General features: G+C 66.4%; 14 protein-coding genes and 1 pseudogene. 9 read left to right on the forward strand and 6 right to left on the reverse strand.

The window, feature by feature from the left end:
• Nucleotides 1-29: 29 nt before the first annotated feature.
• Nucleotides 30-1182: pseudogene (locus tag OG589_RS33155) on the forward strand (IS630 family transposase).
• Between the two features lie 184 nt (nucleotides 1183-1366).
• On the opposite strand, the gene OG589_RS33160 reads toward OG589_RS33155, so the two are convergent.
• Complete coding sequence (locus OG589_RS33160) at nucleotides 1367-1906, reverse strand: hypothetical protein (RefSeq protein ID WP_405142032.1); 540 nt, start codon at nucleotides 1904-1906, stop codon at nucleotides 1367-1369.
• Between the two features lie 137 nt (nucleotides 1907-2043).
• Nucleotides 2044-4473 carry an HD-GYP domain-containing protein gene (locus tag OG589_RS33165; protein ID WP_405142033.1) on the reverse strand — a complete coding sequence of 810 codons (2430 nt, stop codon included), beginning with the start codon at nucleotides 4471-4473 and terminating at the stop codon, nucleotides 2044-2046.
• Between the two features lie 244 nt (nucleotides 4474-4717).
• Between OG589_RS33165 and OG589_RS33170 the strand changes: the two genes are divergently transcribed.
• Nucleotides 4718-4864, forward strand: a complete 147-nt coding sequence (locus OG589_RS33170; RefSeq protein ID WP_405142034.1) for a hypothetical protein — start codon at nucleotides 4718-4720, stop codon at nucleotides 4862-4864.
• 885 nt (nucleotides 4865-5749) lie between these two features.
• Here the strand turns inward: OG589_RS33170 and OG589_RS33175 are convergent.
• Together OG589_RS33175 and OG589_RS33180 are read right to left on the reverse strand one after the other, a co-directional pair.
• Nucleotides 5750-6622 (reverse strand): hypothetical protein, encoded by an 873-nt coding sequence (locus tag OG589_RS33175; protein WP_405142035.1) that lies wholly within the window; start codon nucleotides 6620-6622, stop codon nucleotides 5750-5752.
• Nucleotides 6623-6781: 159 nt separating this feature from the next.
• Nucleotides 6782-6994, reverse strand: coding sequence for a hypothetical protein (locus tag OG589_RS33180; RefSeq protein ID WP_405142037.1), 213 nt, complete (start codon nucleotides 6992-6994; stop codon nucleotides 6782-6784).
• 372 nt (nucleotides 6995-7366) lie between these two features.
• Between OG589_RS33180 and OG589_RS33185 the strand changes: the two genes are divergently transcribed.
• From OG589_RS33185 to OG589_RS33195, 3 genes are all read left to right on the forward strand, one after another.
• The gene (locus OG589_RS33185; protein WP_405142038.1) at nucleotides 7367-7783 is read left to right on the forward strand and encodes a hypothetical protein; all 417 of its coding nucleotides are present in this window, start codon (nucleotides 7367-7369) and stop codon (nucleotides 7781-7783) included.
• A gap of 1640 nt (nucleotides 7784-9423) precedes the next feature.
• Nucleotides 9424-9867: a hypothetical protein gene (locus OG589_RS33190; RefSeq protein WP_405142039.1), complete on the forward strand. Its 444-nt coding sequence runs from the start codon at nucleotides 9424-9426 to the stop codon at nucleotides 9865-9867.
• A gap of 109 nt (nucleotides 9868-9976) precedes the next feature.
• On the forward strand, nucleotides 9977-10378 hold the full coding sequence (locus tag OG589_RS33195) for a hypothetical protein (RefSeq protein WP_405142040.1): 402 nt from the start codon (nucleotides 9977-9979) through the stop codon (nucleotides 10376-10378).
• A gap of 547 nt (nucleotides 10379-10925) precedes the next feature.
• Here the strand turns inward: OG589_RS33195 and OG589_RS33200 are convergent.
• Both OG589_RS33200 and OG589_RS33205 read right to left on the reverse strand, forming a co-directional pair.
• The gene (locus tag OG589_RS33200) at nucleotides 10926-11057 is read right to left on the reverse strand and encodes a hypothetical protein (protein ID WP_405142041.1); all 132 of its coding nucleotides are present in this window, start codon (nucleotides 11055-11057) and stop codon (nucleotides 10926-10928) included.
• Nucleotides 11058-11153: 96 nt separating this feature from the next.
• Nucleotides 11154-11579, reverse strand: coding sequence for a hypothetical protein (locus OG589_RS33205; RefSeq protein ID WP_405142042.1), 426 nt, complete (start codon nucleotides 11577-11579; stop codon nucleotides 11154-11156).
• Between the two features lie 674 nt (nucleotides 11580-12253).
• Here OG589_RS33205 and OG589_RS33210 point away from each other — a divergent pair.
• The 4 genes from OG589_RS33210 (at nucleotide 12254) to OG589_RS33225 (ending at nucleotide 16841) form a co-directional block, all read left to right on the forward strand.
• Nucleotides 12254-13087: a hypothetical protein gene (locus tag OG589_RS33210; RefSeq protein ID WP_405142044.1), complete on the forward strand. Its 834-nt coding sequence runs from the start codon at nucleotides 12254-12256 to the stop codon at nucleotides 13085-13087.
• 546 nt (nucleotides 13088-13633) lie between these two features.
• The gene (locus OG589_RS33215) at nucleotides 13634-14011 is read left to right on the forward strand and encodes a hypothetical protein (RefSeq protein WP_405142045.1); all 378 of its coding nucleotides are present in this window, start codon (nucleotides 13634-13636) and stop codon (nucleotides 14009-14011) included.
• A gap of 152 nt (nucleotides 14012-14163) precedes the next feature.
• Nucleotides 14164-15603, forward strand: coding sequence for a protein kinase domain-containing protein (locus OG589_RS33220; RefSeq protein WP_405142047.1), 1440 nt, complete (start codon nucleotides 14164-14166; stop codon nucleotides 15601-15603).
• Between the two features lie 143 nt (nucleotides 15604-15746).
• Nucleotides 15747-16841, forward strand: coding sequence for a tyrosine-type recombinase/integrase (locus tag OG589_RS33225; RefSeq protein ID WP_405142048.1), 1095 nt, complete (start codon nucleotides 15747-15749; stop codon nucleotides 16839-16841).
• Nucleotides 16842-16869 lie beyond the last annotated feature (28 nt).

Below are 16869 nucleotides of genomic sequence, written 5' to 3' on the forward strand. Positions count from 1 at the left end.
TCTGTCGGATAATTTCTTACCTGATGTGTATGAGGCATCCAGGTCCGTCTGCGGTACCAATCGAGTTAACCGATGCTGAGCGTGCTTTGCTGTGCGGCCTGACGGCGCAGGCGTCGGAACTGGCGAGCCGCGCGAAGATCGTGCTGGCTTGCGCCGAGCCCGGGGCCAGCAACGCTGAGGTGGCACGGGAACTCGGTATGAGTGTGGCGACGGTCCGCCGGTGGCGAATCGCCTTTGCCGAAGGCGGGACACAGGCCCTGCTCGACAAGCCCCGGACGGGGCGGCCGAAGGCTGAGCTGACGGTGAGCGACGAGGAACGCGCGACGCTGCAGAGATGGGCACGCCGGGCGAAGTCCTCGCAGGTCCTGGCGATGCGCTCGCAGATCGTTCTGGCATGCGCGGCGGGAAAGGACAACAAGCAGATCGCCGCGGAGTTGCGGGTCCACCCCGACACGGTGTCCAAGTGGCGTACCCGGTTCCTGCGGCTGATGTTGGAGGGGCTGATGGATGAGCAGCGGCCGGGCCGGCCGCCGTCCATCAGCCTGGACCAGGTCGAACAGGTCGTGGTGGCGACGCTGGAGCAGACCCCCAAGGACGCCACGCACTGGTCACGCACCTTGATGGCCCAGCGCAGCGGACTGAGCAAGTCGACGATCGGGCGGATCTGGCGGGACTTCGGCCTCAAGCCGCACCAGGCCGATACCTCGGACCCACGACTACGTGCGCAACGGGATCACCAGCCTGTTCGCCGCGTTCAACATCGCCGACGGGACCGTCATCGGCGAGTTGCACCGCCAGCACCGGGCTGCCGAGTTCAAGAAGTTCCTCGCCACGATCGACAAGGCGGTGCCGACCGAGCTGGACATCCACCTGATCTGTGACAACTACGGCACCCACAAGACCCCGGCGATCAAGGCGTGGCTGGCCCGGCATCCCCGGTTCCACATGCATTTCACCCCGACCGGGTCCTCGTGGATCAATCAGGTCGAGCGGTGGTTCGGCTTCCTGACCGACCAGTTGATCAGGCGCGGAGTCCACAAAAGCGTCCAGTCTCTGGAGAAGGACATCCGCACCTGGATCGATCAGTGGAACGACAACCCACGCCCGTTCGTGTGGAAGAAGACCGCAGAGGAAATCCTCGAATCCCTCGCCCGATATTGCCGACGAATTTCTGGCGCATGACACTAGCTGGGGCTTCGCCGCAGCCCTGTGCTGATCGAGGGCAGGTGTAGGCCACCATAGGCAGTTGCATGTCAGTGATCGCGAAATATGTGCGAAGTGATCAAGGTAGCGTTTTCGCAGGTCACGCATCCAGACGACAAGCTCCCACGACATCGCCAGAGCCCTTCCACGGCAACCCTTTTGATCACTCCTCTAGAGCCGTCATGCTCTTCCCGGCCTGTGACCCGTCCCTCGACGCACTTCGCGTAACCCCTGCCAGTCGAAGCTGAGTCGATGAACCGGACACGAACGCTTCGATGGCTTTCCGAACCTCTTCGGAACAGGCCGTGAGAGCATCCCGGCTCCCCGCGTGATGCATGTCCGTTGCCAGATTCATCGCGGCCTCGGCGAGTCGGATCACGTCAAGGTCATCAGCGATCAGCCGTACGCGATAGAGGGCATGCCACGCGGAAGCTCGGAGACGGGAAGACTCCGCCCTTGCCTCGTTGTATTCACTCTCCCGCCCCTCGCGTCGTCGCAATATTCCACGGTTGAACTGCGCAACGCGGAACTCAAGCACGGCACCAGCGAAGCCGCTGTATATGGCCATCCTCTCCTCGCGCAACCGGGTAGCAAGAGTGAAGCGCTCGGTCCTGTTGGCCGTCATCCGCTGGAAGATGAACGTAACGAGAGAACCCAGCAGGGTGCCAGAAATCGCGATGACAGCGGTGAGAACGGCTTCCATGCCCGTTACGGTAACTGGATTTCGAGACCATTGCCTCGCCGTCCAAGCGCATCTTGCCCGGGGCCGTGCTTAAAGAGCGTCTTGATTGGTGATCGCTCGTTGGGTAACACACGTTGAGTCCCGCCCAACGTTGTGGATCATTCCGTGTGCGGCCCGGTCATGCGGCAGTTGCAGGCTGGGCAAGACCAAGCAAGTTGTTCCATCTGGTCGGCATGGCTTTCGAAGATCGTCAGGAATGCCTCCACGACCTCAGGATCGAGGGAGCGTCCCACTTCACCTCGCAGGATCGTGACGGCTTCCGGGATGGTCCGTGCGCTGCGATAGCTGCGATGGGTCGTCAATGAGTCGAATGCGTCGGCCACGGCAATGACGCGGGCGATCTGCGGGATCTCCTGGCCTGCCAAGCCTTTGGGGTAGCCGCGGCCGTCGAATCGCTCGTGGTGGTGGAGGATCCCTTCGAAGGGTGCGTCGGTCAGCAGCTGGCGGGCGGCGGGCTCAAGCATGTGGTCCAAGAGCTCCACCAGCTTCGCGACGATGCTGACGCCGTGAGTGACATGCCCTTGGATGAGCCTGTACTCCTCTTCCGTGAGACGTCCTTCCTTGTGCAGGACGGTGCTCGGGATGGCGAATTTGCCGATGTCGTGCAATAGTCCGGCGAGCCGTGCCGCCTGCATCCTCTCGTGTGGCATCCCGATCTGGTACCCGATCATGACAACCAGCTCGGCCATCCGCTCGCTATGCTGCCGCGTATAGGGGCTTTTGATCTCCACCGCCGTCATCAGCGCCTCAGCTAGTTCATCTGCGGTGATCTGGCTGTCGCGCTGATTGTCAGGCCTCACAGGGGTGGACTGGTCTCCGGCATCTCTGCAGGTTTGCCAGAGAGGGACAGCTTCTTCCGCGCGACCGCATGCGACTAGAAGACCGGTCAATCGCACGATGGCGGATCGGCCGTCGGCGTCCGCCCGCGCCTGCCAGTGGGCGAGCGCTTCCTCTACCCGGTCTTGCTCGTCAAGGAGCCCGGTCAGCGTGGTGGCTGCCGAGTCTTCACCGGCGTCCGCCCGGGCGCGCCAGAGTGCCAAGGCGTCCGCCAGTTGGCCTTGTCCGGCCAGTAGCCCGGCCAGCAGGCTGGCTGCCTGCCCGTTGCCAGCGTGGATGGCGCGACGGTAGAGGGGTTTGGCGTAGTGGTCCAGCAGGCGGTTTTGTGCGGCGTGGGCAACGCGGGTTTGATCTCCCGGGTCGGTGAGGTGGTCGACCAGCGCCTGCCAGCAGGTGGTGGGTACCTGCGTTGGTCGTCGTTGGTGCCCGGCGTGTTGTTGGAGGTAATCGGCGACGAGATAGCCGGTGGTATGCCCCATGGCGTTGGGGTTGGCGATTGGAGCGAGCGCGGCGGCCGCACCGTTCAGGTCGGTAGTGGCGTAGGCGAGGGCGGTCTCGAACCAGGTGGTCGGTGCGGCGGCGCGTTGGCGGGCGTCACAGTAGCCGGGTGCGGCGGAGCGGATTAGGTCGGTGCTGAGCGGCGACAGGGCGCCGAGGCGGGTGGCGTCGATGGCGGCATTCAGTACGGCGGCGGCGTAGGGGTCGGCGCCGCGCCACCTGTCCACCAGTTGGGGGGCTGCAGCGATCGTCTGGGTCAGTCCGTAGTCGTTTGATCGCAGGGCTATCGTGATCCGCTGGTCGCCGGCGGCCGCGGCGGCCTGGGCGCGTTTCTGCTCCTCGGCGCTGAAGGACGCGGGCAGGTGAACCACGTCGGCCAGGTCGAGAAGCTCGCGTTCGGCTGCATACACGTCGGCCTGGATTCGCATTGGAAGTGCGGTGTAAGCGGTGTAGCGCTCCGGCCACATGGTCGCGATCAGCACCGCCCGCGCCTGTAGCAAGGTCCGTACGGTCCCGGCGTTCAGACCGACCGGGCCGCCCAGGTATCGCTGCAGCTCATCGAGCCACACCACCAGACGTGCGGGCGGCTGGGCGGCAGCCTGCCGAACCTGTTCGGCATCGGCAGGGTGCAGCAACCACCAATGTGGCATCACTGCGCGGAGCGCCTCATATGCGCATCGGGACTTGCCTACCGATGACCCGCCGACCAGGAGCACCATCCCACCACGGCCAGCCGCCTTGGCCAGCAGAGCGCGTACTCCTCCCGGCGCGGTGTCGGTATCGCGAAGGACGTAATCAGGCAGATCACCGATGGCTCCCGGGGCATCGATCGCGGCATGCACGCCCAGCCGCCGCGCGTCGGCCTGCTCAACACAGGTCAGCCCGACTAACTCCGGAATTGCTGAGATGGCCCTATCGCGAGCTTTTTGCCAGGCTAACCATCGGTCCCGTGGCACCAGGCAGGCGCGCAGGATCAACTCCAGCGTTTCCCGGCTCGGACGTCCCTTTCCGAACACGTCCGAGAGCGTGGACTTCGGGAGTTTCCCGCGCGCTGCTCGGCTGATGTCGGCATAGGAGCGTGCTCCCGCAAGTGCCTTCAGGGCAGCCGCCAGATCATCGGCGGTGTGGATGGCGTCTGGATCCGGTCCATCCAAGAGGTCTCCGGGAATGAACAGGGGAGGATTGTCCGTCATGCGGTGCTCCCGGTGGGAATGAGATCCAACGTGGGTGTCCGAAGCCATGGACCGGACGGGCCGGACATTGCAACTCTCCATCATCAACCCGCCCATGGCCACTCACCGCCCGGCCTGGCCTGGCATCTGCACCGCACAACCTTGGCCGTGCGTATCTGGTACGGCCTGGTCCGGATGTGCTGCCGGATTTGAGCTCTCGGTATGTCGTGGATGTCACCAGAACTTTCCACGACTGGAGGTTCCCATGCAGCCCAGCGAATGGATTCCTTTAGCGGTCGGCGTGCTCAATCTCGCCACCGCCCTGGTGACTTGGACGGCACACCACCGCCGCTCGCGCACCACCACCCCGACCAGTCATGACCACACTTCTGAACCGAACAGGGAAGCGTGAAGCCTCTCCATGGTGGAATGCCACTTGTGCCGACTGGAGGGAAATCGTCGAAGGCGAGAGTGGAGCGCTGTCACCACGGGAGTAGGCACTGAGGGGGGATGCTGCTGGCTAGACTAGTTGACCTTGTGATTCGGCGTCTGGTCTGCGGATTCTTTCTGAGGACGGCATGCGTCCCTGTGCAGCCGTAGGCCACTGTGAGCCACCCTGACTGGCTGTTCACGAAATATGCAGGTGATGATCTTGGAGCTGTTCGGCCAGGTCAGCCCTTGGTACCCCAAAAGTCCCAGACTTGCTGGGACCTTCGTGAATCGCTTGATGGTGCGTCCCTCGCGACGACAGCAGGGCAATGATCTACGACTCAGGTGCGATCTCGACCCGCGTGAGCTCAAGCTGCAGCCTGCCGGTGATCTTCTCGGCGGTCTCGCGACTGCCAGTGGCCCAAAACGGCCTTGCCCGGCTTAACCCAATCGATCCGGTTGCACGCCTCGGCAAATCGGGCACCCCTGCTCTCCGGCACATCGATGTAGATCAGGAAGTCCTGCTGTTCGCTACCTGCGTTGGTCAGGGTGCCAGTCGTCTTGGCTTCAGTATCGATAGAGGGGCTACAACGTCTTGATCGCTGCGTTGCACCACGGATGCTGGATAGGGCTCGTTGACGCATGTCCGATGGTGAAGTCGCCCGGCAGTGGCATCCGCCGCGCCGTGTACGGCAGGGACTCAGCGCACAGGCCGGCAAGGCAGGTGGGCAGGTGGTGAGCCGTCTGGCTCGACCTGATCGAACGGAGCGACCAACACGCGCACCCGGAAAGCCGTACGAGCCGTGACCCCCACCGGTCACGGCCCGTACGGTCCGACTTGCTATTTGATCTTCTAGGTGCGGAAGGTTCAGAGGACGGGGACGCTGGGCAGCGTCGCGTCGACGGACGGGACCTTCTCGAGGTCGGCGCTCACCGCCTTGTCATCCTTCTGCGGCTCCGTGGCGCTCCCGGAGAGGGAGGCCTTGTCATCCTTCTGCGGCTGCGTGGCGCTCCCGGAGAGGGAGGCCTTGTCATCCTTCTGCGGCTGCGTGGCGCTCCCGGAGAGGGAGGCCTTGTCATCCTTCTTCGCGGCCTCGGACTGGTGAGCGGCATCCGCGGGCGCCACGCTGACGACGTTCCCGAGGCTCGGTGCTTCCTGCGGGGACACCGCAGAAGGCGCCACGGGGTCGGTCTCCGCACCGGGGACGGGTGGGGTCTGATCGTCGACGGGCTGGCCGGGAAGGTCCGGCGTGGAGTCGAGGCCAGGCGCCGGGTCGGCGTCGGGAGCAGGGACGTCCAGTACGTTCGTCCCGATGTGTCGGATGTCGGTGATCAGGTCGCGGCCGGCGCTCTGCTTGATCACGCTTGGCACCTGAAGATCGGTCACCGGGGCGTCGACCACCGGCGCGGTGCTCGACGGGTCCTGGGAGGCCACCGGGGCGGTGACCGCAGGCGCGGTGCTCGACGACTCCTGCGAGGCCACCGGGGCGGTGACCGCAGGCGCGGTGCTCGACGACTCCTGCGAGGCCACCGGGGCGGTGACCGCAGGCGCGGTGCTCGACGACTCCTGCGAGGCCACCGGGGCGGTGACCGCAGGCGCGGTGCTCGACGACTCCTGCGAGGCCACCGGGTCGTCACCGCCGGGCACCGCTGCGGCGGCGCTGCCCATCCCCAGCCAGACACCGCCCACTGTGACGGCGGCCAGCGCGAGGACGCCCCGAATATTGCTTGAAGTGCGCATGAAAACTCCCCGAATACGTTTTCGGATGTGAACGAGCACTGAAGGTAGCCCTCGGGGGTTCGCCTTCGGCTGGTCATTCACCCAATGCTGGTGAGTTTCTTACCGGGAGGAACGCGAGGGGTTGTTAACCAACGCGTCACCAGCCCAAAACGCGAATGTTTACGGGGGCACGGGCAAGCCGAGAGGGATCTCGGCGATGGCCTCGGCGCCGGGTCTGACGTACCGCATCGCGGTGCGGAGGTTGTTGTGCCGGGTCTCGCACATGATGAGCCGCAGGGGGACTTCGGCGTCGCCGATGTGGGTGGCGGCGCCGGACACGCACCCGGCGGACGAGGTCCTCGGGGCGGTCCACCCACCCGGTGGCCAACTCACCGGCGGAGTCCAGGTCGACGTCGACCGGCTAGGCCGCGGCGGAGAGTTGGGGGACGCGGTGGCAGGCGCTCGACGTCGCCAGTCATACGGCGCAGGTAGAGGGCGGCATGGCAAGGGAGTTGTGTCCCCTGTTCCGCGACGTGGCCGAGATCCGCGTCTGCCCCCGGGGCGCTGTGCCGGGTCCTAGCCGCTACGACGAAGTGGATGCGATGTCGGGGCAGGCGACGGTCTGTCCGGAATCGGCCGCTGTGCCGTGCGGCGATCACCTGCTTGCCATTCCTTGACCTGCTTGCGTCCAGAACCATGATCGACGGCTGGGTAGCGTGGCAGCAGTCACAATCAGTGACTGCAATCGGACAGAAGGATACAAGTATGATTCGCCGACTACTTCTGGTCAGTTCTGCCTGTGCCGCTCTCGCCGTCGTAGCACCGGTCGCCGCTTCGGCGGACGCGTCCGCTCCGCACCATCCCGTCAAAGCCGCGCAGGCCGACCAGGGTGGCGACTGGGGCCGCCCCGGAGGCGGCGGCCACTGGGGCGGCGGCTGGGGCGGCGGCTGGGGTCGTCCCGGAGGCGGCGGCCACTGGGGCGGCGGCTGGGGCCGCCCCTGGGGCGGCGGTTACTGGGGGGGCGGTTACTGGGGCGGCTACGTGGGCGGTCCTTACGTGCCCGCCGGTTACCTGCCTGCCGGTTACCTGCCTGCCGGTTACCTGCCCGGTGGTTACCTGTCCGGCGGCGGCGGCGTAATCGTCGCCAACGGCATCGGTAGCGGCTGCGGCGTCTGCGGCTGATCCAGCACCGGTCATGGGGCGACGGTCCGACGAGGAATGTCCTCGGGCAGAGCCTTGTCGGGTAGGAAAGCCGTGACCAGTTACACACGCGGGTGATCGCGCCGGGGTCGGCGCGCTCACAGTCAGGCCCGGAGGTCTCGGGCCCTTTTCTGGGTCTCGGTTGTCAGCGAAATTTGCTGACAGGCGAGACCCAGAACGGCGGTGTCGCGCCTCCGCCTCACCGATCGCCCGCGCCTCTCCTACCCCCATAGACACGAGGTCTCACGACTGACGCCCAAGTAGACCCCGGACTTCTTCGAGCTGGTGCGACGCCGCAGGGCCCGCCACGTGTCGGCTTCCGGCCGTAAGCCCAGCTCAGTGGCCGGCCATGCGGGCCGGCCCGCTGCTTGCCCCGATCCGCCGTTGAAGTTCCCCTTTGGCGTGGACACTCCTGATAATGGATCACGTCCACCGAAGGGTCGGCAAGAAGTCCGTCGCTCCTGACGACATCGCCGGCGAACCGCTCCCCCGGCTTCCCCGCCCTGACTGGAACGCCTTCTGGCGTATCGACCCCCGACCCGACGGCGGCCGGGCACCCGAAGGCCCCTCGTCGAGGCCCACGAGGACCAGATCGAACTCATCGCCGGCGGCCAGGCCGTGTCCATCACACCGGCCGGCGTCCGAACCGCCAGCTTGCGACCCGACCTCACCGCGGTCCCCATCGAGGACCTCGAACGTGCCGGCAACCCGCCCTGACGACCGCAGCCGCCTGCTCGCGGCCTTCCGGAAGCTCGCCGAAGCCCACCTCGCCGGCCACGATCCGCGAGTTGGCGAGCGCCCCTCCAGTCAGTCTCAGACAGCCGCGGGCTCGGTTCGCGAGCGAGCCGATAAGCCCGAGGATTGACGGCCCTGAGCCCGTCCAGCCACTCGGTCGGCTGCCGACGCGCCACCGCCTGGACCTCACCGTCGACGTCTCCGGCGAACGGACCTGACCGAGGGAGCTCTCCAAGTCGGCTCAGCCCACCTGCTCAGAGACCAAACGGCTGTACCCGTGCGCCCCACGGCCGGTTGACCACAGCGGTCCTCGCGGACCACCGCTCCAGGCGCGCGTCCAGGCCGGTACGACCGGACCGCGTTCACCCTCGACCGAACGGGCCGGCAGGCCACTTGCCCGCAAGGACATTGCGGCGCATCCTGGAGCCAGCGTCGCCATGGTGGTCACGTTCGGGGCCGATACCCGCCGGCCATGCCCGGTTCGCGTCCTGTGCCACGGCCGAACGCGGTCGACGCCGGCTCACCAGCCGCCCCGCGCCAGTTGCGGGAAAGCGCCAGAGTCCGCACCGGGCCGAGCGGGATGACGAGTGGTCCGGGCAGCGCCGTTACATGGGGGCGGGGAATCCTCGCGGACCGCCGTGAGAAAGACCACGTCCGGAAATCGGGCAAATGATGCTAAAATGGCTATTGAGCTGGCCACTTCCCAATAGTCGTCAATTATCAGTTACCTTCCCAAATACCACCTCCCCGGATGTGGGCGGGTGTTCTGGCCTCCATCTTGTTGACGGGACGGCTACTGGTTTACAGAGGATTGCTCCCTGTCGTCAGGATCTAGCGGGCATCATGAGGGCAGTCACGATGAAAAGAGCCGAGGAGCTGACAACCAAATGCCGCCATGGCGCGTGACAGCCGATCCGTCCCCCACCCCTCTGAGTGACCGCATCCGCGAGCATGTCAAGGACAAGGACCCCAGCATCCGCACGCTCGCCTTGCGGTCGGTGGATCCGGCCACCGGTCAGCATCTCACCGCACAGTGGATAACCGACGTGCTGAGCGGCCGGGTGCCCCGGATGCCCGACCTGTGGCGCCTGGACGCTCTGGCGACGGGCCTCGGCCTGGACCCCGACAGCGTGAAGGCGATGGCCATCACCCAGTGGATCGGATGGGACATCGCCGACGTCCAGACCGGCGCGGGAGAACGCCTGCTCTTCCGTGTGCCCAAGGACTACACCCCTGAGCAGTGCGCACGCCTGGCCGGCGAACTCAACCGAGCGATCAGCGCGGCAGAGTCTGCGACCAATGGGGACGAAGAGAAACAGTGGTTTTCCTGATACACCATCGCCACCAGGGCCGGATGCGTCAAGCTTTCCTGATACACGAGCGGCTGCACGCCGCGCAAACGCTCAGGAAGTAACTGGCAGAGAGGCTACGGTGGATGGGATGATCCGTCCGTCATCGCCGTCACAACCATCGGTGGAGTACCGCCGCATTCCACTGCTGCACGGTTGCCCAGGAGTGATTAACCGCATTTCCCCAGGACACCGGATCATCGCCTATGTCAATGAGTTGCAGTTCGGCCCTGAGTTAAAGCTCCCTATGGACGAGATCAGCATGCGAGCGCTCAGCCTGCTCCAACCCGTTGAAGAGACGCGCCCGGTGCCGGCGCTCCGCGTCCGCGTCCGACGAAGCGGAGACCTAGGACGTGAGCTCGCGGTCGTCGAGGTCACACCAGAAGGGATCACCGTCGGGGTCGAGAAGACCCTCCTGTCGGAGGACTTGGCGAACTTTCTGAGCGACGCGGGCACCTGGATCTCCCGTGACTTCATCCGTCGGATGACTTGACGGCCCCGATGGCGTCCGCGCCGACCCATCGCGGCCCGCAGGTGGGAACCTCAAGAAGGCCGTCACTCGGTGGCCCGGACACGGTGTGCGTGTCCGGGCCACCGGTGACCGATGAGGCCCAGCCGGCAGGTCGGGACAACCGACCATGAGGTTCACCCGATAACACGGCGGATCGGCCTTGTCGCGTGCGGCGATCGGGACAGATGACGTCGCTGATCCAATTGATGCCCGGCAACGTTGCACCCGGCCACTCAGCTCGAATCCAATTCCTATTTGTCATTGCGCGTGTTGGTGTGGGAAACAAAGGAGGCGGAAATCCATGAACGACACTGTTTATGGCCGTACGCTGCCGAATACCATCAGTGCCGCCTGATCCGAGACGTACCTCCGGGTGTACGCGATGCCGTTAGGTCTGAATTGACCATTTTGTCTGGTTGGCGTGCTTGGGCAACGCCCTCGCGTGGCCGGGCGCATTAAGCCATGCGGCGTAGGACCGGACGAACACCCACCTCCATGCGATCAAGCGACGACGAGCGAGCCGCTTTGTTCATGTCGGGATCGACAGTTCGTCGCCGAGCAGCTCGGCCTCGACGGTCTTCCAGCAGCCCGCGTCGTGCTCGTCAACGAACAGGTCGAAGGTCCGCTTGACGGCGTGCCGTTCCTTACGCGGGCCGACCATGCGGACCGCACGCTTACGTGGTTCAGGGGACAAGGGCATGAAGGTGCCATGACCCGGTCTACTTAGGGAATCGAGCCTCCCTCAGACCCGGGCGGCTCAACCCTCCCTGTCACTATGGAGCTCTGCCGCGCTGATCGCTCGGTTGAGTTCGCCGGCCAGGCGTGCGCACTGCTCAGGGGTGTAGTCCTTGGGCACACGGAAGAGCAGGCGTTCTCCCGCGCCGGTCTGGACGTCGGCGATGTCCCATCCGATCCACTGGGTGATGGCCATCGCCTTCACGCTGTCGGGGTCCAGGCCGAGGCCCGTCGCCAGAGCGTCCAGGCGCCACAGGTCGGGCATCCGGGGCACCCGGCCGCTCAGCACGTCGGTTATCCACTGTGCGGTGAGATGCTGACCGGTGGCCGGATCCACCGACCGCAAGGCGAGCGTGCGGATGCTGGGGTCCTTGTCCTTGACATGCTCGCGGATGCGGTCACTCAGAGGGGTGGGGGACGGATCGGCTGTCACGCCCCATGGCGGCATTTGGTTGTCAGCTCCTCGATTTCTTTTCGGCATGATCGCATCAATGATGGCTGCTAGAGCCTGATGACGAGGAGCAATCCTCGGTGAAACCAGTAGCCGTTCCGTCAACAAGATGGATGACCGGACGGCTCCCATGCTTGGGCTACGTGCATGGAACCTTCCAAATTCACCTGCGCCCGCATGGCCATTCGATTAGAGTCCAACCTGCAGTCGAGTTGTCAGCAAAAAATGATGACGTAGCGATCCGTCGGAGAGGTTGACGATGGCCGGTAAGCCACAGATGCATTTGCGGAGCGCAGCTCTCCTGCGCGCCCTGATGTCCGGACATCGCAGCCCCAGCGTGGCCGAGTTCGCTCGCCGCGCGGCACTCACAAGGCAGTGCATCGACGGTCTGCTCAAGCGAGGCACATGCCGTCGTACCACGGCGGACGCCGTCGCGGCGGCGGCGGGCGTACATACTCTCGATCTGTTCGACCTCGGAATGTCAGCAAAATCTGCTGACAAACACGGGAGCGACAATGCCCGCCGTGCGCGTGCCTGATCCGAGGGTCCGTGCTTTTGATCCTCGGACGGGGATCTCGGCGAAGGCCGGGATACGTACTCGACGCTACGTCGGCTAGGCGGAGCCTAGCGCCATTCCCACAAGTCTCATCCTCAGGAAAAGGAGTCGTCTCTTGACGATGCAACGAACTCTCGTCACTGGGTTCCTCGCCGCGTCTGCCCTGGTCGCCCCCGCGGCCGTGGCCACCATGCCCGCAAGCGCGGCGACCACGGCCGCGGCGCAGACGACCAGCACCGCGCACCACGCGAGCGCGTCGAGCCAGGGCGGGCACAGCAGCCCCCGCGAGCACGGCCCGAACGGTCGCGGGTACGGCGGGCGCGGTTTCGCGCACGTCATGCGCGGTCACAGGTGGGATCCGCCCGGCAACCGGTACGTCCTGGGTGGCCGGACGTACCTCCTGCCCAGCTGCCAGTCCATCGTGAACGGTGGCGTGTACATCGCCCCCGGCTGCGGCCAGACCCGTCCCGTGTACATCCTGGATGGTCGCCAGTACGACCTGCCAGGTGACTGGTGCGACCAGCCCGTCGGCCTCGACCTGCCCGGCCGCTGGTACGGCCTGCGTGGTCACCGGTACGACCCGCCCGGCAACCGCTACGTCCTGGGTGGCCGGACGTACCTCCTGCCCAGCTGCCAGTCCATCGTGAACGGTGGCGTGTACATCGCCCCCGGCTGCGGCCAGACCCGTCCGGTGTACTACGTGGGCGGTCGCCAGTACGACCTGCCGGGCGACTGGTGCGACCAGCCCGTCGGCCTGCCCGGTCGCTGGTACGGCGAGCGCGGCGGCCACAACGGTGGCTGGGGCCACAACGGTGGCTGGGGCCACAACGGCGGCAACGGGCACAACGGCGGCGGCGGCAACGGCGGCGGCGGCAACGGCGGCGGCAACGGTGGTGGCGGCGGCCACAACGGTGGCGGCAACGGTGGTGGCGGGGGCCAGCACCGCTGACCGGGGTCTGCGTTAACCGGTGATGTCGCCGCCGGCCGTTCGGACGCCAGTGTGTCCGGGCGGTGAACGTCCCCGCAGGCTCGGGGGCGCGGACAACGACAGAACCGGGACACACGCGGAGGGAGCCCGCCCGCTGAGATCGGCGGGGACATCCTGGATGCTCAGTACGCGCCTGGAGTCGAGCCCGTGGCGCGATTGTCTTCCACGGTGAGCCGGACGATCATCATGCTCCGCCGCCAGGCCGAGCATGAGCGCGGGGATGGGCACACGCCGCGGCAGAGCGGCTGCGATGGGGGATCGCAGCCGCTCTATCGGCCGCTCCCGCCCGGGACCGTGACCTCGACCGCCGGGCAGACCACACCACAAGCGCACCACAGCGACTCGGCCAAGCCCGCTCCGCGCGCTTCACTCAGCGACCCGAGCACGGTTGATCAACATCACCGCACTCCGGGTAACCCCGCAGATCTACGCGGCATTCGACCACAAGAGCCTCATCCGCCGGCGACAGACTCCCGGAAACAGGCTCCTGCGATGAAAGGAGTCCCGATGAACGTGCACTGGTGGATCGCGGGGACACTACTACTGGCACTGCTGGCCGCATCAGCCTGGCCCCCCTGGCAGACCATCCTGACCCGATACCAGCAACCCCGCCTCCTCGGCAGCGTCACCGAAATCACCCCCGACGACGCCACCCCCTACACCCTCACCAGCGTCACCACCGGGCTGCGCGACTCCACGCTTATCGTGGCCACCTGGGACCAGATCGCCGCACGCGCCGCAAAACGGTCTACAGACGCCGACACCGCTTATGTCTGCGTGCTGCAGGGCGTCCGGATGTGGTACTGGCAGCGCGGCCGCATGACCGACGCCATCGCCGACGCATCCGTTGACGATCACCGCCCCGGATCTACCGGATGTCCCTGACCACCTGGGTGTGGCTGGTGCTCGGAGAGCGGCCGCTACCGAGGTGCAGGTGGGCCGGCGACACACCGCCGTCCCTCTCACTCCGTCAACCGATGGAGACCTGGCCTCAACCGGAAACCGCACCTGTCGTACCGGCCGCACAAGGAGACCACATGGACAGCAACACACGGGACTGGCATGTCCCCGGCTATACCGAGATCCGCGATCTCGGCATCGGCGTGTCAGGGCGTGTCGTCATGGCGCGCGACGACATCGGCTACGTGCTCGTCGCCATCAAATACCTCTCCAGGGATCTCTGCGCGAACCCGAACTTCATCTCTCGGCTACGGCATGAGGCTCCCGGACTCGGACTGCTGGACGGCGCGTGCACAGTGCGTTCCTACGGGTATTTCGAAAGCGGCCAAGGCCACGCCGCCATTGTCATGGAACTGGTGGACGGCGTCTCCCTCCGGACCCTGTTGCGCTCCGAGGAACCGACGGGGCCGGCAGCCGCGCTCGTCCTGCTGAAGAGGTCGCTGCTGGGGCTGGCCACCGCCCATGCCGGCGGCATCGTGCACAGGGACGTCAAGCCGGAGAACATCCTCGTGACGGGCGACGGCGAGAGCAAGCTGGGCGACTTCGGCATCGCCGTCCACTCGGGGGACGGCATCGCCGGGGCCGGCACACCCCCCTACATGGCGCCTGAGCAGTGGTCGGGGTCGCCGGCGTCGCCGGCGACCGACATCTACGCCGCCAGCGTCGTGTTCTTCGAGTGTCTCACCGGCATCAGGCCCTTCCAGGCGCGGAACATCGCAGCGCTCGCCCACATGCACCAGACCGCCGAACCTCCCATCGGGCAGGTTCCCTCGGCATTGCGGAACCTTGTCAGGCGCGGCCTGGCCAAGCAGGCCGCGGAACGACCGGCGAACGCCGAGGTCTTCCTCGCGGAGCTGGAGTCGGTCGCGCTCGACCAGTACGGCCCCGACTGGGAGGATCGCGGTCGACGCCGGCTGGCGAGCCTCACCGGGCTGCTCGCGGATCATGAGCCCTCGCCCCGCCCGTTCCCAGCCGACGTGAAGCCGCCCAGGCCGAGACTCGCGAAGTCGCTGGCCTTCAAGATGGCGATCGGCGTCGTCGGCTGCGCGATGGCCGTCGCCGTGACCACCGTGGTGGTGAGATCGCTCGGCGACACCGACCTTCAGGCGAACACGACCTCGCTGATGCCGCGGCCGCCGTCCTCCGGCACGGGCCTCGACGGCGACCCTCCGGATTCCGGCGACCGGGCTGGCCGGGGCGACACGACCGGTCCGCCCGCGGCGGGTAGCACTCCCCCCGCGGCGAAGGCGGTCCTCCCCGGTGAGCCCGACGCCTCGAAGACGCCTGGCACGCTGAAGCCACATGTCGCGCGGAAGCCGTCGCGCTCCTCCCTATCCGATCCGGACGGGTCCCATCCCAGCTGCGCCGACAAGCCAAGCCGCCCCAGGACACCCGCGCCGAGTCCCACACCGAACCCCGCACCGAGCCCCGTACCGGCGCCCACCGCGATCATCGCGCCGGCCGAGACGGCGCCGGCGGAACCGACCGCTCTCGCCGGCGATGAAGTCCACGAGTAGGCGACCGAGCGCCCGCCTCCTCCCCGCTGACCGCACCTCATCTGGATCATCGACGGCCGTCCGGGCCGGTCTGTCGGGAGGGCCGGGACGTGGGTGACGGCGTCCGGCGCGCACTGATGGAGGGCCGGTGCTCAGTGCCTTCGGTGGGATCGGTGATCACCGGCCGGGCGGCCCTGTTGCCGTTCTGCGTCGTGGACGCCGACGGAGAGGAACTCGAGCCTGTGAGCGCCTACCTCCGGTACATGATGCTCGGGAACGCCAGTCCCCTGACGTGCCGAAGCTATGCGTTCGGCCTCCTGCGGTGGTACCGGCTGCTGTGGTGCCTTGAGATCGGCTGGGAGCAGGCGACCGAGGCCGAGGTCGCGACGCTGGTGGGCTGGCTGCAGAACGCACGCGATCCAAAGAGGGAACGCAAGCAGACCGAGCCGGGTCCCGCGGGATCGGTGAACCTCAAGACCGGCAAGCCATCACCGCGAGTGGGATATGCCCCGAGAACGATCAATCACGCGCTGACCGTCGTTCATGGCTTCTACTCCTTCCATGGCCGTTCCGGAGATGGTCCGGTGACCAACCCGGTTCCCGACTCCGCCCAGCGATGGCAGGTGCTGGCACACGGTCACTCCCTGGAACTGGAACAGATCGTCCAGCGGGCCCCGCTACGGCAGCAAGTGGCGGGGCGAGCGCCACGGCTGATCCCGGACACGCTGTGGGCCGAGCTGTTCGCGGCGATGGCCGGCGATCGTGATCGCGCCCTGCTGGCGTTCTACGTCAGCACCGGAGCGCGGGTGAGCGAACTTCTCAGGCTGACCTTGGAGGACATCGACTGGGGCGGTCAGCTCATCTATGTCGTCCCCATGAGAACCAAGCTCCGCCAGCCGATCCCGGCATCTCCGGACGCCTTTCGCTACCTGGGCCATTATCTGGCGAGCGATGGGCTTCCCGCCCCTGGACAGCCGATCTGGCGGAGCCGCCGCGACGAGTCCCGGCCGATGACGTACTGGGCGATACAACGGGTGCTGCAGCGCGCCAACGAACGGCTGGGCACCAATTGGACTTGGCACGACGCCCATCACACTGCCCTCACCAGGATGGCCGACGACGAGCGCCTCATGCCGGCCGAAGTACCGACCACCGCGGCACCCGCACCTGAGGAGGACCGGGCATCGAAAGTGGAAACCGTGTACGTGTTCCTACGAGGATCCGGCTGCCGAATCGTCTACGAAGGGCCGCCCGAATAGGGGTGCCCACGGTGCACCCACTGCTGCA

The organism is Sphaerisporangium sp. NBC_01403 (genome assembly GCF_045040145.1).
Classification (GTDB): Bacteria; Actinomycetota; Actinomycetes; order Streptosporangiales; family Streptosporangiaceae; genus Sphaerisporangium; species Sphaerisporangium viridialbum.